Origin of the sequence: Mesorhizobium sp. M1027 (assembly GCF_040318745.1) — a bacterium.
GTDB lineage: Bacteria > Pseudomonadota > Alphaproteobacteria > Rhizobiales > Rhizobiaceae > Mesorhizobium.
The window spans coordinates 1-20,713 of the sequence record NZ_JAMYMW010000022.1 but is presented as its reverse complement, the minus strand read 5'-3'; the positions used below and the strand labels follow the sequence as shown (position 1 = coordinate 20,713).

23 protein-coding genes and 1 pseudogene are annotated in these 20,713 nt (G+C 62.2%); 20 read left to right on the top strand and 4 right to left on the bottom strand.

Going from position 1 to position 20,713, the window contains the following annotated elements:
• The first annotated feature begins 6 nt into the window (after nucleotides 1-6).
• From NKH50_RS28515 to NKH50_RS28470, 10 genes are all read left to right on the top strand, one after another.
• Nucleotides 7-1,041 (top strand): LacI family DNA-binding transcriptional regulator, encoded by a 1,035-nt coding sequence (locus tag NKH50_RS28515; protein WP_352882525.1) that lies wholly within the window; start codon nucleotides 7-9, stop codon nucleotides 1,039-1,041.
• Nucleotides 1,042-1,858: 817 nt separating this feature from the next.
• Complete coding sequence (locus NKH50_RS28510; RefSeq protein ID WP_254819364.1) at nucleotides 1,859-2,128, top strand: acylphosphatase; 270 nt, start codon at nucleotides 1,859-1,861, stop codon at nucleotides 2,126-2,128.
• 142 nt (nucleotides 2,129-2,270) lie between these two features.
• Complete coding sequence (locus tag NKH50_RS28505; protein ID WP_352882509.1) at nucleotides 2,271-2,921, top strand: Rieske 2Fe-2S domain-containing protein; 651 nt, start codon at nucleotides 2,271-2,273, stop codon at nucleotides 2,919-2,921.
• The gene (locus NKH50_RS28500; RefSeq protein ID WP_352704694.1) at nucleotides 2,918-3,763 is read left to right on the top strand and encodes an aromatic ring-hydroxylating dioxygenase subunit alpha; all 846 of its coding nucleotides are present in this window, start codon (nucleotides 2,918-2,920) and stop codon (nucleotides 3,761-3,763) included. Before NKH50_RS28505 ends, NKH50_RS28500 begins: the two co-directional genes overlap by 4 nt.
• Nucleotides 3,760-4,419, top strand: a complete 660-nt coding sequence (locus NKH50_RS28495; RefSeq protein ID WP_254819361.1) for a glutathione S-transferase family protein — start codon at nucleotides 3,760-3,762, stop codon at nucleotides 4,417-4,419. Before NKH50_RS28500 ends, NKH50_RS28495 begins: the two co-directional genes overlap by 4 nt.
• Nucleotide 4,420: 1 nt before the next feature.
• Nucleotides 4,421-5,800 carry an amidohydrolase gene (locus tag NKH50_RS28490; protein ID WP_352882507.1) on the top strand — a complete coding sequence of 460 codons (1,380 nt, stop codon included), beginning with the start codon at nucleotides 4,421-4,423 and terminating at the stop codon, nucleotides 5,798-5,800.
• Nucleotides 5,801-5,827: 27 nt separating this feature from the next.
• Nucleotides 5,828-6,922: a BMP family ABC transporter substrate-binding protein gene (locus NKH50_RS28485; protein WP_352882523.1), complete on the top strand. Its 1,095-nt coding sequence runs from the start codon at nucleotides 5,828-5,830 to the stop codon at nucleotides 6,920-6,922.
• Between the two features lie 2 nt (nucleotides 6,923-6,924).
• Nucleotides 6,925-8,448, top strand: coding sequence for an ABC transporter ATP-binding protein (locus NKH50_RS28480; RefSeq protein ID WP_352779192.1), 1,524 nt, complete (start codon nucleotides 6,925-6,927; stop codon nucleotides 8,446-8,448).
• The gene (locus tag NKH50_RS28475; RefSeq protein WP_352691291.1) at nucleotides 8,445-9,545 is read left to right on the top strand and encodes an ABC transporter permease; all 1,101 of its coding nucleotides are present in this window, start codon (nucleotides 8,445-8,447) and stop codon (nucleotides 9,543-9,545) included. Before NKH50_RS28480 ends, NKH50_RS28475 begins: the two co-directional genes overlap by 4 nt.
• The gene (locus NKH50_RS28470; protein WP_254819358.1) at nucleotides 9,542-10,453 is read left to right on the top strand and encodes an ABC transporter permease; all 912 of its coding nucleotides are present in this window, start codon (nucleotides 9,542-9,544) and stop codon (nucleotides 10,451-10,453) included. The genes NKH50_RS28475 and NKH50_RS28470 overlap by 4 nt, the downstream gene beginning before the upstream one ends.
• A 163-nt stretch (nucleotides 10,454-10,616) precedes the next feature.
• On the opposite strand, the gene NKH50_RS28465 is transcribed toward NKH50_RS28470, so the two are convergent.
• Entirely contained in the window at nucleotides 10,617-11,261 is a 645-nt protein-coding gene (locus NKH50_RS28465) for a hypothetical protein (protein WP_254819357.1), read from the bottom strand.
• 122 nt (nucleotides 11,262-11,383) lie between these two features.
• Here NKH50_RS28465 and NKH50_RS28460 point away from each other — a divergent pair.
• Nucleotides 11,384-11,640 (top strand): annotated as a pseudogene (locus tag NKH50_RS28460) (KUP/HAK/KT family potassium transporter); the annotation flags it as partial.
• A 161-nt stretch (nucleotides 11,641-11,801) separates the two neighbouring features.
• Nucleotides 11,802-11,996, top strand: coding sequence for a hypothetical protein (locus tag NKH50_RS28455; RefSeq protein ID WP_254819356.1), 195 nt, complete (start codon nucleotides 11,802-11,804; stop codon nucleotides 11,994-11,996).
• A gap of 56 nt (nucleotides 11,997-12,052) precedes the next feature.
• Here NKH50_RS28455 and NKH50_RS28450 read toward each other — a convergent pair whose 3' ends face one another.
• Together NKH50_RS28450 and NKH50_RS28445 are read right to left on the bottom strand one after the other, a co-directional pair.
• Nucleotides 12,053-13,243, bottom strand: a complete 1,191-nt coding sequence (locus tag NKH50_RS28450) for an MFS transporter (RefSeq protein WP_352882503.1) — start codon at nucleotides 13,241-13,243, stop codon at nucleotides 12,053-12,055.
• Nucleotides 13,244-13,321: 78 nt separating this feature from the next.
• Complete coding sequence (locus NKH50_RS28445) at nucleotides 13,322-14,059, bottom strand: MBL fold metallo-hydrolase (RefSeq protein ID WP_352882501.1); 738 nt, start codon at nucleotides 14,057-14,059, stop codon at nucleotides 13,322-13,324.
• A gap of 70 nt (nucleotides 14,060-14,129) precedes the next feature.
• Between NKH50_RS28445 and NKH50_RS28440 the strand changes: the two genes are divergently transcribed.
• A complete protein-coding gene (locus NKH50_RS28440; protein WP_352704682.1) occupies nucleotides 14,130-14,798 on the top strand; it encodes an ArsR/SmtB family transcription factor in 669 nt (222 codons plus the stop codon).
• A 100-nt stretch (nucleotides 14,799-14,898) separates the two neighbouring features.
• Here NKH50_RS28440 and NKH50_RS28435 read toward each other — a convergent pair whose 3' ends face one another.
• Nucleotides 14,899-15,204 (bottom strand): hypothetical protein, encoded by a 306-nt coding sequence (locus NKH50_RS28435; protein WP_352704680.1) that lies wholly within the window; start codon nucleotides 15,202-15,204, stop codon nucleotides 14,899-14,901.
• Nucleotides 15,205-15,384: 180 nt separating this feature from the next.
• On the opposite strand from NKH50_RS28435, the gene NKH50_RS28430 reads away from it, so the two are divergent.
• From NKH50_RS28430 to NKH50_RS28400, 7 genes are all read left to right on the top strand, one after another.
• The gene (locus NKH50_RS28430; protein ID WP_352704678.1) at nucleotides 15,385-15,771 is read left to right on the top strand and encodes a hypothetical protein; all 387 of its coding nucleotides are present in this window, start codon (nucleotides 15,385-15,387) and stop codon (nucleotides 15,769-15,771) included.
• Between the two features lie 139 nt (nucleotides 15,772-15,910).
• Nucleotides 15,911-17,347, top strand: a complete 1,437-nt coding sequence (locus NKH50_RS28425; RefSeq protein ID WP_352882498.1) for a multicopper oxidase family protein — start codon at nucleotides 15,911-15,913, stop codon at nucleotides 17,345-17,347.
• 28 nt (nucleotides 17,348-17,375) lie between these two features.
• Nucleotides 17,376-17,816, top strand: a complete 441-nt coding sequence (locus NKH50_RS28420) for a DUF411 domain-containing protein (protein WP_352823982.1) — start codon at nucleotides 17,376-17,378, stop codon at nucleotides 17,814-17,816.
• Between the two features lie 7 nt (nucleotides 17,817-17,823).
• Nucleotides 17,824-18,372, top strand: a complete 549-nt coding sequence (locus tag NKH50_RS28415) for a TlpA disulfide reductase family protein (RefSeq protein WP_352704672.1) — start codon at nucleotides 17,824-17,826, stop codon at nucleotides 18,370-18,372.
• Complete coding sequence (locus NKH50_RS28410; RefSeq protein WP_352882495.1) at nucleotides 18,372-19,121, top strand: SCO family protein; 750 nt, start codon at nucleotides 18,372-18,374, stop codon at nucleotides 19,119-19,121. Before NKH50_RS28415 ends, NKH50_RS28410 begins: the two co-directional genes overlap by 1 nt.
• Before the next feature lie 44 nt (nucleotides 19,122-19,165).
• The gene (locus NKH50_RS28405) at nucleotides 19,166-19,954 is read left to right on the top strand and encodes a DsbA family protein (RefSeq protein ID WP_352704670.1); all 789 of its coding nucleotides are present in this window, start codon (nucleotides 19,166-19,168) and stop codon (nucleotides 19,952-19,954) included.
• A complete protein-coding gene (locus tag NKH50_RS28400) occupies nucleotides 19,951-20,505 on the top strand; it encodes a hypothetical protein (protein ID WP_254819347.1) in 555 nt (184 codons plus the stop codon). The genes NKH50_RS28405 and NKH50_RS28400 overlap by 4 nt, the downstream gene beginning before the upstream one ends.
• The last annotated feature ends 208 nt before the right edge of the window (nucleotides 20,506-20,713 follow it).

The window sequence follows — 20,713 nt, the reverse complement described above, 5'->3', positions numbered from 1 at the left end:
GGATTAATGAGGCGGCCTACGATTCGCGACCTCGCTCAAGCCGCCGGCGTATCCGTAGCGACCGTGAACAGAATCCTCAGCGGCACTGTCTCGGTTCGCCCAAAGACTGTTCAACGCGTACAAAGAGCAGCCGAAGAAATCGGCTTCTATGGGATCGGAGCGATCGACGACCGTGCCAAGAAAATATCGCCGCATCATCGATTGGGTTTCCTGTTGCAGCAATCGACCCGTGAACTCTACCAACTGTTCGGGAAGAAAATCATCGCAGCCTGTCGCGATCGTCGCGATGAGGTGGTCGAGGCCATCGTCGAGTTTGTGGATATACTGACGCCGGAGACTATCTCTAGCCGCCTTATCGCGCTCGGCAACACCTGCGACGCAGTCGCGGTGATCGCACCAGATCACCCTATCATAGGACAGGCCATCCGTTCACTGAAGGAAATTGGGAAGCCCGTTGTTGCTTACATTACCGACCAATCCGCGCCGGAAAGAGCGGCCTACGTGGGCACAGACAACTGGAAGCTGGGGCGTACGGCGGCATTCTTGATTGCGCAAACCACCCAAGGTCCGGGTCGCATTGCGGTTTTCATAGGAAATCACCGATATCAATGCCAAGACGTTTCAGATGCCAGCTTCCGTTCGTATTTGCGCGAACACGCTCCGCGGCTCACAGTGGAAGAAAGTCGCCCTACTCATGAGGAATCGAGCGAGGCTTACCGTATGGTGGCCGAACTCCTGAAGACGACTGATGATCTCGTAGGAATTCTGATCGTGGGCGGCGGAATAACTGGAGTGCTCCGTGCGCTTCGAGAGATCCCTGCCGAAAGGCGGGCGGGCATCAAGCTGGTTTGCCGTGACATTGGCCCCGATACGCGAAAAGGCTTGTCCGAGGGAATGATCACTGCAGCTCTTTGTCATCCACTCGAGGCGACCTCGGCTCTCCTTGTGCAGACGATGATTGACGTGATTGGACCGCAAGCACCGGTCGCGACCCTTCAGCGGTCTATACCTTTTGAAATAGTCACGCCGGAAAACATCTGACGCTTTTATCTCGGCGATGATTCAAGCGGTGCTTTGCGGATCGGGCTAGTCCGGCCAAGGCTGCCGATCGCTGGTTCCGAACCTCGTCGAGACTGCATGAACAATTTAAAGGCACCATTCATTATTGGTAGGACGGTCACTGTCGCGCACTGTTGGAGGACGTCCTCGAACTATTGATTTTATTGGCTTTTTCGTGGGCCTAAATCAGAGAGTTTCCCGTATTGTCTCGTATCGTTCCGCCCCCACCGGACGCTTTGAAATTGGCCACACCAAATGCCTGCTTCGCATCATCCACGAAGAGTTGCGCGCCATCTCCGGCGCCGAGCAATCCCGGCTGCAGCGCTTTGAACAACCAACGCTGTGGCCATCGATACAGCCCTTTGCGTGAGCCCTTCAGGAGTTGGCCAACCGCCAGCCGTCGGTGGTTCCTGGCCGACCTCAATGAATTGTACTCCTTTCGTATAAATCAGAAATCTTCGCGCATCGTTCCGTATGGTTCCGCGACCCCGGCGCCACTATTCCGCAGGTGCCGTCTGGCTTGGTTTCCCGAAAATACGCTTTTGGGAAAGTCCTGGAGCCGGATGACCGATCTTGCGACGCAGTTCCGAACCGATCCCTCGATGACGGGCTACCGGACATGGCCCGTCAAAGGTCTGTCGCTTACCAAGGAGCATCGGGACGGCAGCGACCGGTCTTGACCGGTCGGCGAGGATGACGAGCGTCCTTGTCGGCGAAAGATCCGCCCGCCTTTTCACGCCCTTAGCCACGTGATTGGATACGACGTATCTGTATATCAATTTCGTTGCTAGGGTCCTTCATGAACGAGCAAGATCGACGTTTTACGCGCGAGCGCATGACAATCCTCGGCGATGTCAAAGCGGCATCCTTTCTTCCATGGATCGAGCGTCATGCCGCCAAGCTCGGCCTCGCGCCGGCAATATTCGTTGCCGGTGCCGACCGGATCGAACTCGACGTTGCCGGTCCCGCGGAACTGGTCGATATGATGGAGATGGGGTGCTCTCTTGGACCAATCGATGTCTGGGTCGAGGCCATTCGTCGGACGCCGATAGAGAACGAATCAGGCTAGGTTGGGACCAGGGCCTCTGCCTCTTTTTTGGGCATTGTTGCCAGTGCGAAAATATTGTGCAAACGTGATCGGGCTGATCGTCATGTCTTGACCGCGAATCTGCATTTGGGAAGATGGGTCGATGTCTTTCGAAGGTTGATGCATGCTGCCCTATCCGTCCGGCCCATGGATGCCAGTTGCCCTCTCCGCGGACTTGCCAGCGGGAACCGTAATGCCGGCGCAAACCCCGGTCGGACCGATTGCCCTTTGGCGAAGCCGGTCCGGCCGCGCGGCGGCCTTCGCGGACAGATGCCCTCATCGCGGCATGCGCCTTTCCCGTGGTTTCGTGCGCGGTGAGGCCCTGTCCTGCATCTATCACGGTTGGAGCTATGCCCAGGCCGGAAACTGCTTGCGCATTCCGGCCCATCCGGGCCTGACGCCGCCGGAAACGATTGGTGTCGCAACACAGCCCGTCGAGGACAGCGGCGGAATCATATGGATTTCCGTAGGCGAACCCACCGCTCGGCCGCCGCGGTTCGACGGCCTGGCCCCTCTTCGCTCCATGATAGTAGAGGCGGGCATTGCCGCGCTGGAGGCGGCCGCCGGTACGAAGGCCGACGGAGGCCTGCTCGACTACGCGCAAAATGCCCAGACCCTACGGCTGCTGCTCACCCCCCAGGGGAAAGCGCGGACGCTGATGCATGTTCTGGTCGACGAAGGCACTGGTCCGGCCAAGCGTATCGCTGCGTCGAGGGCAGCCGAGACGCTACGGCGGACCGCCGAAGATATTCTGCGCGGTGGCGTCGCCCAATGACCCGCAACGCGATGATCGACCAATGGTATCCGGTCGGCCTTGCCGGCCGGCTTGACACGCATGAGCGCCAGACGGCGCTCATGGGCGAGCCGATCGGGGTGAGGCTCGGCGCAGACGGAAACGCGAAGGTTACGGGCAGCAACGGACGTGCCCTGCCGGTCTGCATCCGCTACGGCCATGTCTGGTCGTCGCTCGGCGACCCGCAAAAGGCGCTCTTTGCCATCCCCGAGGCTGATCAGCCCGGCCGCCGGCTCGTCGATGTCGGGGTTGTGCGCGTGCGCTGCTCGCCGCTGCGCGCGGTGGAGAACTTCCTGGACATTGCGCATTTCCCCTTCGTGCATACGGACATATTAGGGGCCGAACCGCACACGGAAGTCCCGAACTACAAGGTCGAGATACGGGAGGACGAAGACGAGGTTTGGGCGACCCAGGTGAAGTTCTACCAGCCGCAGGCCGCCAAGTCGGCGGAAGGCGGCATAACCACCGAATACATGTATCGCGTGCCTGCGCCGACCTGCTCGATCCTCTACAAGACCTGCCCGCCGCGCCCGGGTGAATGGGACGTCATCACGCTTTTCGTGCAGCCGCTTGCCGAAGACCTGTGCGACGTCTGGCCGTGGATGGCGTTGTTCGACGACGAAACATCGATGGCAGACCTGATCCATTTCCAGCAGACGATCTTCCTTCAGGACCGGTCGATTCTCGAAAACCAGATCCCGAGGCTGCTGCCGCTCGATCCGGGCATGGAGATCCCCACAAGGGCGGACCTGACATCGGTTGCCTACCGGCGCTGGCTGAAACGCCACGGCTACACCTACGGCGCGCAACTGGTGGCGCAATGAAGCTCTACGACTACGTGCTGTCCCCGAGTTGCTACAAGGCGCGCCTGATGGCGGCGCTGACCGGGGTGAAGCTTGACATCCGCCCCGTCGATTTCCATCCCGGCGCCGAGCATCGCGGTCCCGAACTCATGGCGCTCAATCCGGCGGGTTCGATCCCGATCCTGGAGGATGGCGACCTCGTCCTGACCGAATCCTCGGCCATGCTGGTCTATCTCGCCGCGAAGGCCGCACCGCAATGGCTGGGCAACGATACTGCTCTGCAGGCGGCACGCGTCCAGCAATGGCTTTCCTTCTCGCATCGGCTGACCGGCAGCCTGGGGGCGGCGCGCTTGCACGAGATGCTGCTGCGTCCGGGCGATATCGCCACCCTGCATGGGCAGGGGATAGCGGCCTTGCGGGAGCTGGAAGCCGGCCTCGTCGAACAGCATATCCGCGGCCAGCGCTTCCTCGCGTCGGACCGGCCGACGATCGCGGACGTCGCCTGCTTTCCCTATGTGGCGCTGGCGCCGGACGGCGGCGTTTCGCTCGACCCCTATCCCGCGATCCGGCTCTGGTCGCGGGCGATCCGCAGTCTCGAGGGCTTCATCGAGATGCCCGGCATCCACCGGCTGCACGAACTGAAGCCCGAGCCCGTCCTCGAAGCCGGCGAGGCGTGACTTGGCGGGCCACTTGCTGAAGAACTGCGCAGCGGTCATCGTGGACGAGGGCAACGGTCCGGACATCCGGCGCAATGTCGATCTCTTGACCGACGGCCCGGCGATACGGGCCATCGGCGAAGGCCTCGACAAAGGAGAGTTGCCCGTCGGGACCGTCACGCAGGACGCCGCCGGCTGGTTCGTCTATCCCGGCCTCGTCAACACCCATCATCACTTCTTTCAATGCTTCGTGCGCAACCGCGCCGATCTGGACTGGACGAAGTTGTCGGTCATCGAATGGCTCGACCGCATCTATCCCATTTTCTCGCGGCTGACCGAGGAATGCTTCTACCACGCTTCGGTCACGGCGATGGCCGAGCTGATAAAGCACGGTTGCACGACCGCATTCGACCATCAGTATTGCTTTCCGTGGAAGGCCGGCAAGCGGCTGATCGACCGGCAGTTCGAAGCAGCCGAACTCCTCGGTATGCGCTTCCATGCCGGACGCGGCGGCAACACGCTACCGAAATCGAAAGGCTCGACCATTCCCGACGCCATGCTGGAGACGACGGACGAGTTCATCGCCGATTGCGCGCGGCTGATCGACGCCTACCATGATGCCGGTCCTTTCAGCATGCGCCAGGTCGCCGTCGCGCCCTGCCAGCCAGTCAACTGCTATCGCGAGACCTTCGTGGAATCGGTGGCGCTAGCGCGTGATCGCGGGGTGCGTATGCATACCCATGTCGGCGAGGGCGAAAGCCCGGTCATCGAGGACCGTCACGGCATGCGGACGGTGGATTACTGCGCGGAGATCGGCTTCTGCGGGCCGGATGCCTTCTATGCCCATTGCTGGGAGCTAACCCACGACGAGCTGCGCAAGATGGCCGCAAGCGGTACCGGCGTCTCGCATTGCCCTGAGCCGGTCTATCTCGTCGGCGCCGAAATCACCGATATCCCGGCGATGTCGGCCTTCGGCCTCAGCATAGGACTAGGTTGCGACGGTGCCGCCTCGAACGACAATTCCAACCTGATGCACTGCATCCATTCCGCCTACATGCTGCAATGTCTGTCGGCATCGACACGCGACCATCCCGTTCCGCCGCCGGCCGATTTTCTCGGTTATGCGACAACCGGGGGCGCGGCGCTGCTCGGGCGCGGCGACATTGGCAGGCTGACGCCTTGCATGGCTGCCGACCTTTTCGCCATCGACACGCGGCGCATGGACTATGTCGGCACACGGCACGATCCGTTGAGCCTGCTTGCCAAGGTGGGCATCGGCATGCCGACCGACATGACCATGATCAACGGCCGCATCGTGTGGGCCAAGGGCGAGTTCCCGGGGCTCGACGAGGCACGGCTGTTCGCGGAAGCCGAGGCGGCGCTCGCGACCGTGGAATTCTAGAAACCGAAAACAAGGGGAACCGACATGCTGACAAATCTTACCCGCAGAACATTGGTGAAGGGCGCGGCCGCCTCCGGCCTCGTCGCAGCGGCGGGCGGCCGCGCGCTTGCTGCCGACGAACCTCTGGGCATCGTGCTCGTGGTCCCGTCGCCGGTCGGCGATGTCGGCTGGGGCCGTGCGCTCGCCGACGGGCTCGAGCCGGTGAAGGCAGCCTACGGCGACAAGGTGAAGGTCACCATCATCGAGAATATACAGGAAGGACCCGATGCCGACCGCATCATGAATAAGGTGGTCGCCGACGGGAACAAGTTCCTGATCGCCGGCTCCTTCGGCTACCAGAATGGTGCCCTGCAGATCGCGCGCCGGAACCCCGACGTCACCGTGCTGCATGCTTCCGGTTTCCAGGTAGCGCCGAACTTCTCGCCCTTCGCGGCCCAATATTTCCAGGGTACCTACCTGATGGGCATGGCAGCCGCCGCGCTGTCAAAGACCGGCAAGCTCGGCTCGGTCTCCGCCTTCGCCATTCCCGAACTGATCACCTCCATCAACGCCTTCACGCTGGGCGCGCAAGCGGTGAAACCCGATGTCGAGGTTTCGGTCGTATGGGTGAACTCCTGGTTCGATCCGGCCAAGGAGCAGGAAGCCGCCAAGGCGCTGCTGGCGCAGAAATGCGACGTGATCTTCTCCAACGCGCAGGACACGCCCTCCGTCGTGTCGGCCTGCGAGGAGGCCAGCGTCCCTGCCTTCAACCTCAATTCGTCGATGAAGAAATACGCGCCTGAAACCTATCTCGGCTGCGTGGCGACCGATTGGTCACCCTTCTTCAAAGCCTCGGTCGACGCCCACCTCGCCGGCAAGTTCAAGGGCGTCAACGCTTTCCTAGGTGTCGGCGACAAGGTTGTAGAGGTCGTTGACTGGAACCCGGGTATCCCGGCCGACATGATGAACAGGATCAAAGAGGTTGAAGCCAAGATCGCCGGCGGCAGCTTCTCGCCCTTTGCCGGTCCGTTCGCCAAGGCCGACGGCAGCGAGGGAGTCCCCGCCGGCAAAACGATGACCGATGCCGAGATCGTCGCAATGGACTGGCACGTCAAGGGTGTCACCACGCCGCTGCCCAAGTAACCATGACCACCCCGCTCCTGTCGCTGCGCGGCATCTCCAAGAGCTACGGCCAAATCCATGCCAATAGAGACATCGATCTGGATGTGGCTCCGTGCTCGATCCATGCGATCCTCGGGGAAAACGGAGCGGGCAAGTCGACGCTGATGAAGCTGATCTATGGCGTCGAGCAGCCGGACGCCGGAATGGCGACCTGGAAAGGGGAACCCCTGGCCCTCGCTTCCCCGGCGGATGCGAGGCGCAAGGGGATCGGCATGGTCTTCCAGCATTTCTCCTTGTTCGAGACGCTGACGGTGGTGGAGAACATCCGGCTGGTCGTGCCCAGGGGCAAATCGGATCTTGCGGATCGCATCCGCATGCTCGGCCGCGAGTTCGGACTCGAAGTCGATCCGCTCGCCCATGTGCACGCGCTCTCTGTCGGAGAGCGGCAGCGGGTGGAAATCATCCGCTGCCTGATGACCGAACCCCAACTCCTGATCCTCGATGAACCGACCTCCGTCCTGCCCCCGCAATCGGTGGACAAGCTATTCGAGACATTACGGCGGCTGCGCGACCGCGGCGTCTCCATCCTGTTCATCTCGCACAAGCTGGAGGAGATCCGCGCGGTCTGCGACCGCGCGACCATCCTGCGCGGCGGGCGCATCACCGGCCGCGTGGACCCGCGCGACCACGACGCGCACGACCTTGCCCGGATGATGATCGGCCGCGACATGCCGCAGCCCATGCCGGCGCTTGCGCATTCCGGCGGCGAAAAGCGCCTCGAAATCGTCGGCCTCGACCATCGGCCGGACGATCCCTTCGCGGTGGCGCTTTCCGACGTCAGCCTGACGGTCCGGGCCGGCGAGATCCTCGGGATCGCGGGCATATCGGGCAACGGGCAGAGTGAACTCGCAGCGTTGATTTCAGGCGAAACGGTGCTGCCGCGCGAACAGTCCGACCGTATCTATATGATGGGAAAGGATGTCGGCGCGCTCGACGCGGCCGCCCGCCGCCGACTGGGCTTCGCCTTCGTTCCCGAGGAACGGCTTGGCCGCGGCGCGGTGCCGGAAATGTCGCTCGTCCTCAACAGCCTTCTGACCGCCCATCCGTTCGGCCTGTTGAAACGCGGCCTCGTCGACACGAACCAGGTGAAGGCTTTCACCGAGGACTGCATCCGGCAATACGACGTGCGCACGCCCGGTTCGGAAGCGGAGGCCGGCGCGCTTTCGGGCGGCAATCTGCAAAAGTTCATCGTCGGTCGAGAGATCATGCTGTCCCCGCAATTGCTGTTCGTGGCGCAACCCACCTGGGGCGTCGACATCGGCGCCGCGTCCGCCATCCGCCGGCGCCTCATTGCCCTGCGCAACGAAGGCATGGGTATCCTCGTCATCTCAGAGGAACTGGAGGAGCTGTTCGAACTCTGCGATTCGATCCAGGTGATCCATCAAGGCCGGCTGAGCCCGCCGCTGGTGACGCGCGACACGAGACCCGAGGAGATCGGCCGCTACATGATCGGCGCGCATTCGACGGCTAAAAAGGTCCCTGCATGAGCGCTCTGTCCGCGCCGCTCCTTCCCGTTCTGGTTCGCCGGGAGCATGCCTCGCTTCCCGTCAAACTGATCGCCCCGCCCGTCGCGCTCGCCTTGGCGACGCTTCTCAATCTCGGGCTCTACCTCCTTATGGGCCGCGATCCGGTAGCCGTTTTCCACGCGATGCTTCTGGAGCCCTTCCTGTCTTGGACCTCTTTCTCGGAAGTCCTGCTTAAGACCGCGCCGCTACTGCTGATCGCGCAGGGGCTCGCGATCGGCTTTCGCGCAAAGGTCTTCAACATCGGCGCCGAGGGCCAGTTCATCCTCGGCGCGATTTTCGCATCGGCCATTCCCATCTGGTTCCCAGAGGCAACGGGCCAATGGATCTGGCCCTCCATGCTTGTCATCGGTGCGCTGGGCGGCGCTCTGTGGGCGTCGCTCACGGCCTTCTGGCGCGTGAAGCTCAATGCAAACGAGATTCTGGTATCGCTCATGCTGGCGCTCGTTGCCGCGCAACTGCTCAACTACCTGCTTCTCGGCCCCTGGAAGGACCCAAACGGCTTCAACTTCCCGCAGTCGGTGATGTTCCAGTCCGACGCGATGGTGCCGATCCTGATCCCCGGCACCCGCGTCAACGTCTCGCTGCTTATCGCCTGCGCGTTCTCCCTTGCGGCCTGGATCTTCATGCAAAGGAGTTTCGCCGGCTTCAAGCTGCAGGTCGGCGGCCTCGCGCCACGCGCGGCCGGATACGCCGGCTTCAACGAAGGACGGGCGATCTGGCTTTCCCTGCTCATCGGCGGTTTCGCGGCAGGCCTCGCCGGAGCGGCCGAGGTGGCCGGGCCGCTCGGCCAGCTGCAGCGCTCCATCTCGACCGGCTACGGCTATGCCGCCATCATCGTGGCCTATCTCGGTGGCCTTCACCCGGTCGGCATCACCTTTTCCGCGTTGCTCATGGCGGCCCTCTATATCGGCGGCGATAACGCCATGGTCTCGGCAAATCTGCCGGTCGCTGCGGTCAGGGTTTTCCAGGGCAGCCTGCTGCTCGCATATCTCGTCGCCATCGCCTTCGTCCGCTACCGGCTCGAATGGCGCCATGCCGCCCACGGAAGCACGTCATGAACGCCGTCGAGTTCATCATCGCCGGGATGTTGGCGGCGGCTACGCCGTTTCTCCTGGCGGCGCTCGGCGAACTGGTGGCCGAGCGGGCCGGCGTCCTCAATCTCGGGGTGGAGGGACTGATGGCCCTCGGCGCCGTCATCGCCTTCATTATCGTCTATCAAGGCGGCGGGCATCTCCTCGGTTTCCTCGCCGCGGGCCTCGCCAGCGCGGCTCTTTCCCTGGTCTTTGCCGTCATCGCGCTGGGATTTCGCGCAAACCAGGTTGCGGTAGGCCTTGCCATAGGCATCCTCGGCCAAGGCCTCTCGGCGCTGTTCGGCAAGAGCTATGAGAGCCTCACGGTTAAGGGGCTTCCGAAGCTTTCATTGCCCGGGCTTTCGGATATCCCGGTGATCGGCGGCTTGTTCGCCCAAGACGTTGTCGTGTGGCTTTCGCTTGCCGCGACCGTCGCCATCTGGGCGATGTTCGCCTACACCAAAACAGGCCTCGTCGTCCGCGCCGTCGGCGAGAACCCCAAGGCGGCCCGTGCGCTCGGCTATCCGGTGATCGCCGTGCGCTTCGCCGCGGTCGCCTTCGGCGGCGCGTTGGCAGGTTTCGCCGGTGCCTACGCATCCGTGGTCTACACTCCGCTCTGGGCCGATGGCATGATCGCAGGGCGCGGCTGGATTGCGATTGCGCTCGTCGTCTTCGGCACTTGGCTTGCCAGCCGTATCTTCCTCGGTGCGTGCCTCTTCGGCGCCGTGTCCCTCGCAAGCCTCGCGGCCCAGGCGACAGGGCTGGACGTTTCCTCGCAACTTCTATCGAGCTTGCCTTATCTCGTGACCGTGATCGTGCTCGGCATCATCTCTTCGAACCGCCGTCTGCTCAAGCTCAACGGCGTGGCTTCGCTGGGAGAACCTTTCGAACGATAGTGTCGCTTGGTACGGCCCATCAAGGATCCCGTGAAGAATGGTGGATTGCGCCCGCGCTCTCAAGCCATCCAGCGCGCCTACTCGGCCGCTCTCGTGGCGTGCGGCCGGCAACCAGCGCACCCTCACAGAATGTCAGCCCCGACTCGAAGCATTCAGGCGTGAGCTAAAAGCGATAACGCACTCCGACAGTATTCGCGTTGGAACCCTCTCCCATGTTTCCAAACGTGCCTCCGGCGCCGGATCTGTGATGGAGTTGATAGACAAGCTCGACGTTGGGAGCTTGCCTTAGTCTGAAAGAAAGCTCCGCGCCGATAAAACCAAGGAAGGATGCATCGCCATCGTAATGGATTTCGCGGGCGTGCTCGATCTCGGTGACGCCTGTAACGGCACTGACACCGGCCGTCAGCGCTGGCGCAATCGCCAGATCGCCGATGACAAGGCCCTGGTGGCGAAGCCGCATCCCGGCCCAAAGCTCTCCGGATGTATCGTCGTCCTCGCCAAACCTTATGGCAGCCCCAGTCACACCGCCAAGGACAAAACCGGCGCCAACATCGGCGAAATCACGGCCGTAAGCAGCTCCAATCATGTAATTGTTCGTATAGTCGGCCCCGAAGACGTTGATAGTATCCCCGAAGGACCCGGTCACAAAGACGCCCCCAAAAACATAGACGTCGTTCTTCGTCGGTTGACCGGCAGCGAAAGGATCTTCGGTTGCAAAATAGATGAAGGGAGAACTGTTGTCGGCGAGGGCGGAAGTGAAGGAACCGGTCAGAATCAGCGCAGCCAAAGCCGCTTGCACCCCGCGCATGCACAAGCTCCGAATCAATTCTCAGTTGATCATCATTCCTCCGGTGTTTCCCGTGAAGAAGCAAGTTCCCTGCTCCAGAAATTGGAGGGCTCTACCCCGTTGCTTGACCAAGGTTTTTCGGGACGCTGACCTTCGGCTATATGGGGCAGCCCAACATCCCCCGCGCGCTGGCGATCTGCCGCAAGAAGGCTGGAAGTTCGACATCACGAGATCCTTCTTCCTGTCGCGGCGCTCGCTCAAGACATCGCCCAATTCCGGCATGCCAGTCTGGCAGGACAAGCTGTTCACCGGGCTGGCGCGCACGGCGGCTGATGCGACTGAATATTGCAAGATTCCGACCGGACGTGTGGTCGAGATCGTAACCCAGGTGGCTGTCTAAGCTTCTGCATATACAGTAGGCGCTGGTCCGACTTGGCACCTGCCCATCCGTCAACCCAACGTGAGCCCACAGGCGCATTGGCTCGCGTCGACATCATATGGATTTATCCAACCCATGCGAGCATACTGCCTGAATGCGTTCCTTTAGCGAGGAACAAGCTGATGCGCGTCGGTACGAGAGGCGTTCCGATCGAATACTACACGCTAAGGATTGCCGAGCCGGCAGGCTCGCAATCTGGTGCTGGAGGCGACCCCAAAGCAGAACACCGCAACGAGATAGCCGACGAGACTGAAGCGCAGATCACGAACGGCCAGGCCGGCAATGATGGCCAGTTGCGCAACACCAATGTACCGTAGGATGAGTGTGAGCGAGTCCGTGAGTGCCATCGGATATCAGGCCGACCCCCGGTCGACTATCTGCGGGAAGGTTGGCGCGAACCTTTGGCGGCCTCCTGCATCGCGATGGCAACAATTGCGCCAGAGACAAACGTCAATGCGGCAATCGATGTTATCGCCCACGAGAGCCCGAAGCGATCGGCGATGAGACCTGCTGAGAGCGCGCCGATCGCGTAGCCGAGATCGCGCCAGAACCGATAGACGCTGAGCGAGCGGGCGCGCCAGCTGGGATGCGAGGCGTCGGAAACGGCAGCGATCAGACTTGGATAGACCATTGCCGTTCCAAGGCCGAGCAGAAGACTGCCGATGAGCCACCATTCGAACCGGCCCGTGGCGGCGGTAAGAAACAGACCGCCGGCCTGGGTCCACATCCCGGCGACGATCAGGCCCTTGCGGCCCCAGCGATCGCTCAAGGGGCCGGTGACGACCTGCAGGATTCCCCATGTTGCAGGATAGACCGCCTTCAGGATGCCGATGCGCTCGATGCCAAGTCCGAAGGACACGAAGAACAATGGGAAAATACCCCAGCTCATGCCGTCGTTGAGGTTGTTGACGAGGCCGGCTTGCGAAGCCGCGAACAGATTGCGATTCCGGAACGAGGTCAGCGCAAACACCTCCCGGAAACTGATCGGCACGGATTGCATTGCGTGAGCGGATGTTTCCAACCGGAGGTGGTCGCGCGTGTCACGGATTGGCAGCACCGACAATACGGTGCCGACGATGGCGTAGCCGATCCCGAGATAGATGGGCACCGGGCGCAGGCCGCATCGCGAAGCGAGATAGCCCGTGAGGAATGCCGTTACGCCGACGGCGAGATAGCCGGCAAATTCATTGAGGCCGACTGCAAGGCCACGTGATTTCGGACCGACGAGATCGACCTTCATGACCACAGTCATCGACCAGGCCAGTCCCTGATTGATGCCGAGCAGTGCATTGGCCGCAATCACCCATCCCCAGCTCGGAGCCCAGATGATCATGAACGGAACCGGCAAGCCGACAAGCCAGCCGAGGACGAGAACGCGCTTGCGTCCCCAGCTATCGGCGAGTTGGCCGGAGACGAGATTGGCAAGCGCCTTGACCACGCCGAAGCTCACGATGAAGGAGACGACAAGTGTCGTTGACGTGATGCCGAACTCTTCCGATCCGATGAGCGGCACGACCGTTCGCTCGATCCCGACCATGCCGCCGACAAAAGCATTCACCAGCATCAGGAGAGCAAACTGCCGCCAGTTTTCCCTAAGCCCAAGTCTGACAGTCGAGCCTGCTGACCGCGAAACGCCCATCGGTCAGGCCGCGGCGACCAACCCGGCATTGGTGGCTCGGTTGCGCGCCGCATCCGGCGGCGGGGGTGGTGTGTCGGCGACCATCGTGGCGACGAAGGTGCCCTCGTCCTCAATGCGGAATGCTTTGTTGAAGCGCCTCTCGAAGCCAATCGTCGATGTCGGCTTGCCGCTGAGCGAGCGCCCGCAGACCGAGCCGGAATATGCGCCGGGCAGCACCTCGACGTGATCCGGCAGTTGCTTGAAACGGCGCACGCTGGAAAACAGCGTCCGCGCCCCGGCCTCGGCGTCGGTTGCCAGTTCGGTTCGCCCGAGATCGCCAACCATCAGCGTGTGGCCTGTCAGCGCGAACCACGGCTCGCTCGCGCGTGTCCGATCGGTGACCAAAAGCGAAATGTGCTCCGGCGTATGCCCGGGCGTGTGCATGACGGCCATCGTCATATTGCCGAGCTCGAGCACGTCACCGTCCTTGGCGCGCAGAAACGGGAATCCGGCCTCCGCGCCTTCGAAGAGCAGGTATTCCGCGCCGGACGCTGCAGCGAGCGCCCGCCCGACGGAAATGTGGTCGGCATGGATGTGCGTGTCGACCACATAGAGGATGCGCATGCCCGTCGCCTCGGCGACCCTAAGGTAAGGCGCAATGTCACCGACCGGATCGACCACCGCAGCGGCCGATTTTCCACCACATCCGAACAGGTAGGATGCGGCGACGGGATCGGAATGGAGGAATCGACGGAGGATCATGGCTTGCGCTCCCTACCTCGCCTGCGGTAATATTCAATTATTCTGCTGAATGTTTCACCGAGGAACAGTCGTGTCAAGCGTTGGACCAAAACAGGCGATTTTCGCCAGCCTTGCCGAGGTGGCTCAGGCGCTCGGGCATGCGCACCGGCTGGAATTGCTGGAGCACCTCGCACAGGGTGAACGCAGCGTCGAAGGACTAGCGGCTCGGGCCGGCCTCAACTTTGCCAACGCCTCGCGCCACCTTCAAATCCTTCGACGCGCGCGACTTGTCGAGGCCGAGCGGCATGGCAAGCATATGCTCTATCGCCTTTCAGGAGATGTTCTGGTGGTTGAATTAATGAAGGCTCTGGGGCGCGTGGGCGAGCGGAACGTCGCCGAGGTCAACCGCGTCATGACCGACTATTTCCAGGCTCGCGACGCCTTGGAGGCTGTGTCGCGTGAAGAGCTTGTCTCAAGGTTGCGTGATGGCCTTGTCACGGTTCTCGATGTCCGGTCGGAGGACGAATTCGCGCTCGGACATCTACCGGGGGCGCTCAACATCCCGTTCGCTGAACTTGAAAACCGGCTGGCGGAACTTCCCGCGAACCGCGAGGTCATTGCCTATTGCCGCGGCCGTTATTGCGTTCTCTCGTTCGAGGCTGTCGCGGCACTGCGGGCGCGAGGGTATGTCGCTCACCGGCTCGAGGACGGGTATCCCGATTGGAAGGCCGCAGGCCTTCCAATTGAGGCAGCGGCCTGAGTGGTCCCGCAGCCAAAAGTTTTCGATCGAACAACATGACGCCACCAGTTCCGCGATCACCGCTGCTTGAGCTGAAGGACTATTCGGCCGAGTCCGTGTTTCAGGTTGAAACATGCTTCGCGAGGCGCGGCGGCAAAAAGGCCTGTCGCCGGAACGCATGCCTTCTGTGTGTGTCCTTGATCCGGACGGCGACATAGTGCGCCGGTTGCGCAAAGAAGGCCGCGCCCGCCCATCGTCGGGCTGGGCCTGCTATCATACCGTCCTTCACGAGTTCGAACTGGATGGCCAGACGCTTGGCATCATTTGGCTGTGCGGTCGGCTCCTCGTTCGCCGTGCCGGTCGCCGAGCAGCTTTTCGCGTCGGGGTGCCGCCTGCTGATCAGCATCACCTCGGCCGGCCAGATCACGGTGCTTGGACCACCGCCCTATTTCGTGCTGATCGACCGGGCCCTTCGCGATGAAGGAACTAGCCATCATTCGTTCCGCACGCTGAATTCACCGAAGCCAATCCGGAGCTTATCGCGTAAGTCTTGATGTCGCAGCATCGGGGACTTGCAAAAGCTGCATTTTGCGGCCAGCGTAGGCGGATGATGGCCCGGCTGTCGCCAAAGCATCTCCTCGTCATGCTAATAGCGGTCTTCCTGACCGCCGGGTTCAGCCTGTCTGCCGCTCAGGCCAGCGTCATGTCGGCCAAGATGGCGGACGCTATGGCGATGTCCACCGGTGCCAGCACAGGCACTTTGGCCGGTGCTTCCATGAACGGCGACTGCAGGGCGTGCCTCAAAGACATCGGCGACAGTGGCAACCCGATGCATTGTCCGCCGACCTGCATCGCACCGGTGCTGGCGGTGCTGCCGCAAGACCTCGCGGTGACGGCAGTTCTCCACGTGCAGCAGCCATCGACGCAAGCTGCCCCGTTCCTGCAGGGACGAAGTTCCCTACCCGACCCATACCCTCCCCGACTCAGCGCTTGACGCCGTTTCAGCCGTGACGCGGCTGATTCCCGGCGCCTGATCGCCTGTGTTGCGCATCGTTGCGCGCGCGGGCGCATACAGCATTCCAGTTCGATGCCGAGTGGCTCGCCATCGATCGAGATCGCAAAGGGCTAGCAGGGTGAAATACGATTTCAGTCATTCGATATCGCGCCGCGGGTTTTTTGCGGCGGCGGCGGGCGCTGCCGTGTCCTGCTCGCTGCGTCCTGCACGCGCCTCGACCGAGGACGAGCGCCGGATCAAGGTCGGCCCGGGCCAGGCGCTGCTCAATGGCGCCGACGGTCCGTCTACCGCAGTCTGGACCTATAGCGGCACCACCCCCGGCCCAACATTGCGCCTGCGGCAGGGCCAGCCGGTCCGCATCACTGTCGAGAACGGACTAGACGAAGACACGGCCGTCCATTGGCATGGCATCCGTTTGCCGAACGCCATGGACGGCGTGCCGGACCTGACCCAGAGGCCGATCGGACCGGGCGAGAACTTCGTCTATGAGTTCACGCCGCCAGATGCCGGCACCTTCTGGTACCATTCGCATGCCGACAGCCTGGTACAGATCGGCCGTGGACTCGCCGGCCCGCTGATCGTTGAGGAACGGGAGCCCGTCGCCGCCGACCGCGATCTCCTCTGGCTGCTGCAGGACTGGCGGCTCACCAGTGACGGCCAGATCGCCGGCGGCTTCGGCAGCATGATGGATGCGTCGATGTCGGGCCGCGTCGGCAATGCCGTCACCATCAACGGCGCGGCGCCGGCCGACCTGAGCGTGACGGCAGGTGAGCGCGTCAGACTGCGGCTCGCCAATGCCTGCCTTGCCCGCATGGTGGCGCTGCGCTTCGAGGGTCACCGTCCGGTGATCGTCGCGGTCGACGGCCAGCCCTGCGACCCGCATGAACCGGAAGACGGCCGCCTGGTGCTGGCGCCGGCCATGCGCATCGACATTATGCTCGACATGCAGGGTGGTCCCGGCAGCAGGCACGCCGTGGTCGATGACTTCTATGACGGCCTCGTCTACGCGCTGACAACGCTTGCCTATGACAAGGCGCCGCCGCTGCGCCACCATCTTCTCGATGCTCCGCGTCGCCTGCCCGCCAATCCGCTGCCGGCCCCCGACCTGGCCAAGGCTGAACGGCATGAGATCGTCCTGCAAGGCGGCATGATGGGCGGCGGCAAGCTGGCCGGCGTCGGCGGCATGATGGGCATGGCGATGCCCGGCATGAACGGCGCCGCCGCCTGGGCAATCAACGGCATGTCGATGACCGGCGATGGCGATGCCGGCATGGCGCCGCAGTTTACGCTCAAACGCGGCGTGACTTGCCACCTCACTGTGCGCAACGAAACCGCCTGGTGGCACCCCATGCACGTTCACGGCTTCAGCCTGTCGGTGCTTTCGCGCAACGGCTTGCCGGTACCGCACCGCCAATGGCAGGACACGGTGCTGCTCGCCCCCAAGGACACGATCGAATGCGCCTTCGTTGCCGACAATCCCGGTGACTGGATGCTGCACTGCCATGTCGCCGATCACCAGATGGCCGGCCTGATGACAGTGTTCCGCGTGACCTGAAAGTTTTATCCAACCAAGGAGAACTGCAATGAAACTGACCTACCGCCTTGCCGCACTGTCCCTGCTGATCGCAACGCCGCTGCCCGCCTTCGCCGCAACGATCAACGCCGTCATGTACAAGAACCCGCAATGCAGCTGCTGTGAATCCTACGCCAACTATCTTGAGCACAATGGCTTCAAGGTCGATATCAAGCCGGTCAACAATCTCTCTCAAATCAGCAGCGATGCCGGCGTGCCGGCGGACCTTGAGGGCTGCCATACACTGATGGTCGACGGCTATGTCGTCGACGGCCTTGTGCCAGTCGAAATCGTCAAGAAGCTGTTGACCGAGCGGCCAGCCATTAGCGGCATCACGCTGGCCGGCATGCCGGCAGGCGCGCCCGGCATGGGCGGCGAGAAGTCCGAGACCTGGACGATCTACGCCTTCACCAAGGACGGCAAGGGGCCGACCGTCTATGCGACCGAGTGAGCGCACCGTGATCAAGTGCAAATGGGCTATCTTCCTTGTCTGCTCCCTGCTGGCGTTTCCGCCGCCCTCCGTGGCAGCGGGGGCACCTGAGAACTTCACACTGCTCGATACGCCCGCCGCCGTGCCGGAAATCAGCTTCGAGGACGGCACCGGCAAGCCGAAAACGCTCGCCGATTTCTCCGGTAAGGTGGTTCTGCTCAACATCTGGGCGACATGGTGCGCGCCCTGCCGCAAGGAAATGCCGACGCTTGACCGGCTGCAGGCCAAGCTCGGCGGACCGGATTTCGAGGTCGTCGCGCTGTCGATGGACCGGAAGGGTCCCGACGCCGTGAAGAAATTCTTCGCCGAGACCGGCGTTACACACCTTGCGCTGAACATCGATACCTCGGCCAAAGTCATGTTCACGCTCGGCGCGGTGGGCCTGCCGATGACCGTGCTTATCAACCGCGACGGCAAGGAGATCGGCCGGCTGATCGGGCCGGCTGAATGGGATTCTCCCAACATGGTCGATTTCATCCGCAGCCGTATTGCCGCTAGCCCGAAAGGAAAAGGCTGATGCTTGCCAGAAACCGGGAGCCGACCGTTCGGGACGTTTCATCCGCCTGGAACGAATGGATGCGTCTGTTGTGCGGCCTGATCGTCTTCACCGCGGTGATCGCCGGCTTCACGCATGGAGCGCGGGCGCATTCAATGGACGAAGTCGACGCCATGCTGCAGAACGACGAGAAATATTTCCAGCAGATCGACAGGCCAACGCCCGATTTCACGCTGCGCACCGCCGACGGTCGCATCGTGCGGCCGGCCGACCTCATCGGCAAGGTCGTCGTCCTCCATTTCATCTACACATCGTGCCCGGACGTCTGCCCGCTGCATGCCGAGAAGATCGCCGAGATCCAGAAGATGGTGAATAGCACGCCGATGAAGGATCAGGTCACCTTCGTGACGATCACCACCGATCCCACAAAGGACAAGCCCGATGTGCTCAATGCCTATGGACCGGCGCATGGGCTCGACCCTGTCAACTGGCTGTTCCTGACCACTGCCCCGGGCCAGCCGGAGGATATGACCCGCAATCTGGCGGAAGCCTTCGGTCACAAATTCAGCCTGACCAATGATAGCTACCAGATGCACGGGATCGTCACGCATGTGATCGACAAGGAGGGTCGCTGGCGGGCGAATTTCCACGGCCTGAACTTCGCGCCCGTCAATCTCGTCACCTTCGTCAACGCGCTCACCAACAATGTCGAGCGCACGCACCACGAACGGGACGAAGGCTGGCTGGCAAAATTGAAGAGCCTCTTTTGACGGAGAGGCACCGACATTCTCGACGACAAGAAAGGGAGACGCGCATGTTCACCAAGCCAAGAGATGCAGCCAGGTATTGCAGCGGCATCGCCCGCGCCCTGCTCTTTGCCGGCCTGACAGGATGGTTCCTGCTCAATCCGGGCTTTCAAGCCATACAGGCGAATGCTGCAGGCGAAATGTCCCAGGATCAGTTCGACCAGCGGATACACGACTATATCCTGGCGCATCCGGAGGTTCTCGTGCAGGCGCTGAAAAGCCTGGACCAGCGCCAGCGTGAAGCAGATGCAGCCCAGGCCAGGCAGGTGCTCAAGGCGCGCGCGGACGACATCTTCCGTGACAAGCAAAGTCCAGTCGGCGGCAACGCCGAGGGCAACGTTACCCTGGTCGAGTTCTTCGACTATAATTGCCCCTATTGCAGGCAGATGGCGCCGGTCATGGAACAGGCTGCGGCCGACGATCCGCAACTCAGGATCGTCTACAAGGAATTCCCCATCCTCGGCCCAGATTCGGTGTTCGCGGCCAAGGCGGCGCTCGCCGCCGACAAGCAGGGCAAATACACAGCGTTTCACAAGTCGCTCTATGGGTCCAAGACAAGGGTGACCGAGGCGGCCGTACTCAAGATCGCCGCCGAGGCCGGGCTGGACGTCGAGCGCATGAAGGGCGATATGCGGCAGCCGGACATCCAGGCGCTGATCGACCGCAACATGGAACTGGCCCAGGCGCTGAGAATAACGGGAACGCCGGGATTTATCGCCGGCGACCAGATTTTTCCCGGCGCCACCGATCTTGCGACGCTGAAGAAGCTCATCGAGCAGGCGAGGAGCGGCAAATGACAAGGACCCCAAATCGACGCACGGTCATTCTCGGCGTCTTCGGCGCCGCCACGGCTGCAGGCTTTCTCGGACCGGATTTGGCAATCGCTGCCGACGATCCCGAATTGACCAAACGTTTCAAAGATCTCAGCGAGAGCGGCAACAGCACCTGCTCGGCCAAGTTTACCGAGTCGATCGCGACCATGCCCGCGATGGCGCGCATCAAGGGCTCGTGCTGCAGCCCGATGGAACTGAAACGCTATCGCGAGCAGGTAAATGGGCTTACCCAATATCGCGCCATCCCGATGATCCCCAGCGACCCGTACGACATACCGGCGGCGACCGCGCAGCAGATGCTGCCTTACTACGATCTGAAGCTCACCGGGGACGAGCAGAAGGCCTACGATTACGCGATGGCCAATTCCGAGGAGAAGGGCCCCTGCTGCTGCCCGTGCTGGCGCTGGAGAGTGTATGGCGGACTGGCGAAATACCTGATCCACGAACACGGATTTGACGGCAGGCAAATTGTGAACGTATGGGACCTGTCCGACGGCTGCGGCGGGGGAATGTAGAGCTGCCGGAGTATGCATCTTTCCCCGTTCTGTAACCGGAATCACCGTTGTCTTGGCGGAGGTTGCCGGCGACTTAACTTAGCTTGCACTCGCCAATCGTGGGCGGCGAACTCAGCCTTCGCGCTAGAGCGGTTCCTGATTTGACGGAATCGAAGGGGATTCCCGATCAGTCGGTTCTGTGATTCAAGATGCTGGCTGGAGTGGAGGC

Excerpts from the sequence above, each read along its gene's own strand:
- NKH50_RS28505 (WP_352882509.1), top strand. The coding sequence starts at position 2,271 with ATGCTGCCCTATCCGTCCGGCCCATGGATGCCAGTTGCCCTCTCCGCG.
- NKH50_RS28465 (WP_254819357.1), bottom strand. The coding sequence starts at position 11,261 with ATGCGCGGGGTGCAAGCGGCTTTGGCTGCGCTGATTCTGACCGGTTCC.
- NKH50_RS28480 (WP_352779192.1), top strand. The coding sequence starts at position 6,925 with ATGACCACCCCGCTCCTGTCGCTGCGCGGCATCTCCAAGAGCTACGGC.
- NKH50_RS28450 (WP_352882503.1), bottom strand. The coding sequence starts at position 13,243 with ATGCTGGTGAATGCTTTTGTCGGCGGCATGGTCGGGATCGAGCGAACG.
- NKH50_RS28420 (WP_352823982.1), top strand. The coding sequence starts at position 17,376 with ATGAAACTGACCTACCGCCTTGCCGCACTGTCCCTGCTGATCGCAACG.
- NKH50_RS28495 (WP_254819361.1), top strand. The coding sequence starts at position 3,760 with ATGAAGCTCTACGACTACGTGCTGTCCCCGAGTTGCTACAAGGCGCGC.
- NKH50_RS28510 (WP_254819364.1), top strand. The coding sequence starts at position 1,859 with ATGAACGAGCAAGATCGACGTTTTACGCGCGAGCGCATGACAATCCTC.
- NKH50_RS28500 (WP_352704694.1), top strand. The coding sequence starts at position 2,918 with ATGACCCGCAACGCGATGATCGACCAATGGTATCCGGTCGGCCTTGCC.
- NKH50_RS28405 (WP_352704670.1), top strand. The coding sequence starts at position 19,166 with ATGTTCACCAAGCCAAGAGATGCAGCCAGGTATTGCAGCGGCATCGCC.
- NKH50_RS28430 (WP_352704678.1), top strand. The coding sequence starts at position 15,385 with ATGATGGCCCGGCTGTCGCCAAAGCATCTCCTCGTCATGCTAATAGCG.
- NKH50_RS28515 (WP_352882525.1), top strand. The coding sequence starts at position 7 with ATGAGGCGGCCTACGATTCGCGACCTCGCTCAAGCCGCCGGCGTATCC.
- NKH50_RS28410 (WP_352882495.1), top strand. The coding sequence starts at position 18,372 with ATGCTTGCCAGAAACCGGGAGCCGACCGTTCGGGACGTTTCATCCGCC.
- NKH50_RS28445 (WP_352882501.1), bottom strand. The coding sequence starts at position 14,059 with ATGATCCTCCGTCGATTCCTCCATTCCGATCCCGTCGCCGCATCCTAC.
- NKH50_RS28400 (WP_254819347.1), top strand. The coding sequence starts at position 19,951 with ATGACAAGGACCCCAAATCGACGCACGGTCATTCTCGGCGTCTTCGGC.
- NKH50_RS28455 (WP_254819356.1), top strand. The coding sequence starts at position 11,802 with ATGCGCGTCGGTACGAGAGGCGTTCCGATCGAATACTACACGCTAAGG.
- NKH50_RS28470 (WP_254819358.1), top strand. The coding sequence starts at position 9,542 with ATGAACGCCGTCGAGTTCATCATCGCCGGGATGTTGGCGGCGGCTACG.
- NKH50_RS28475 (WP_352691291.1), top strand. The coding sequence starts at position 8,445 with ATGAGCGCTCTGTCCGCGCCGCTCCTTCCCGTTCTGGTTCGCCGGGAG.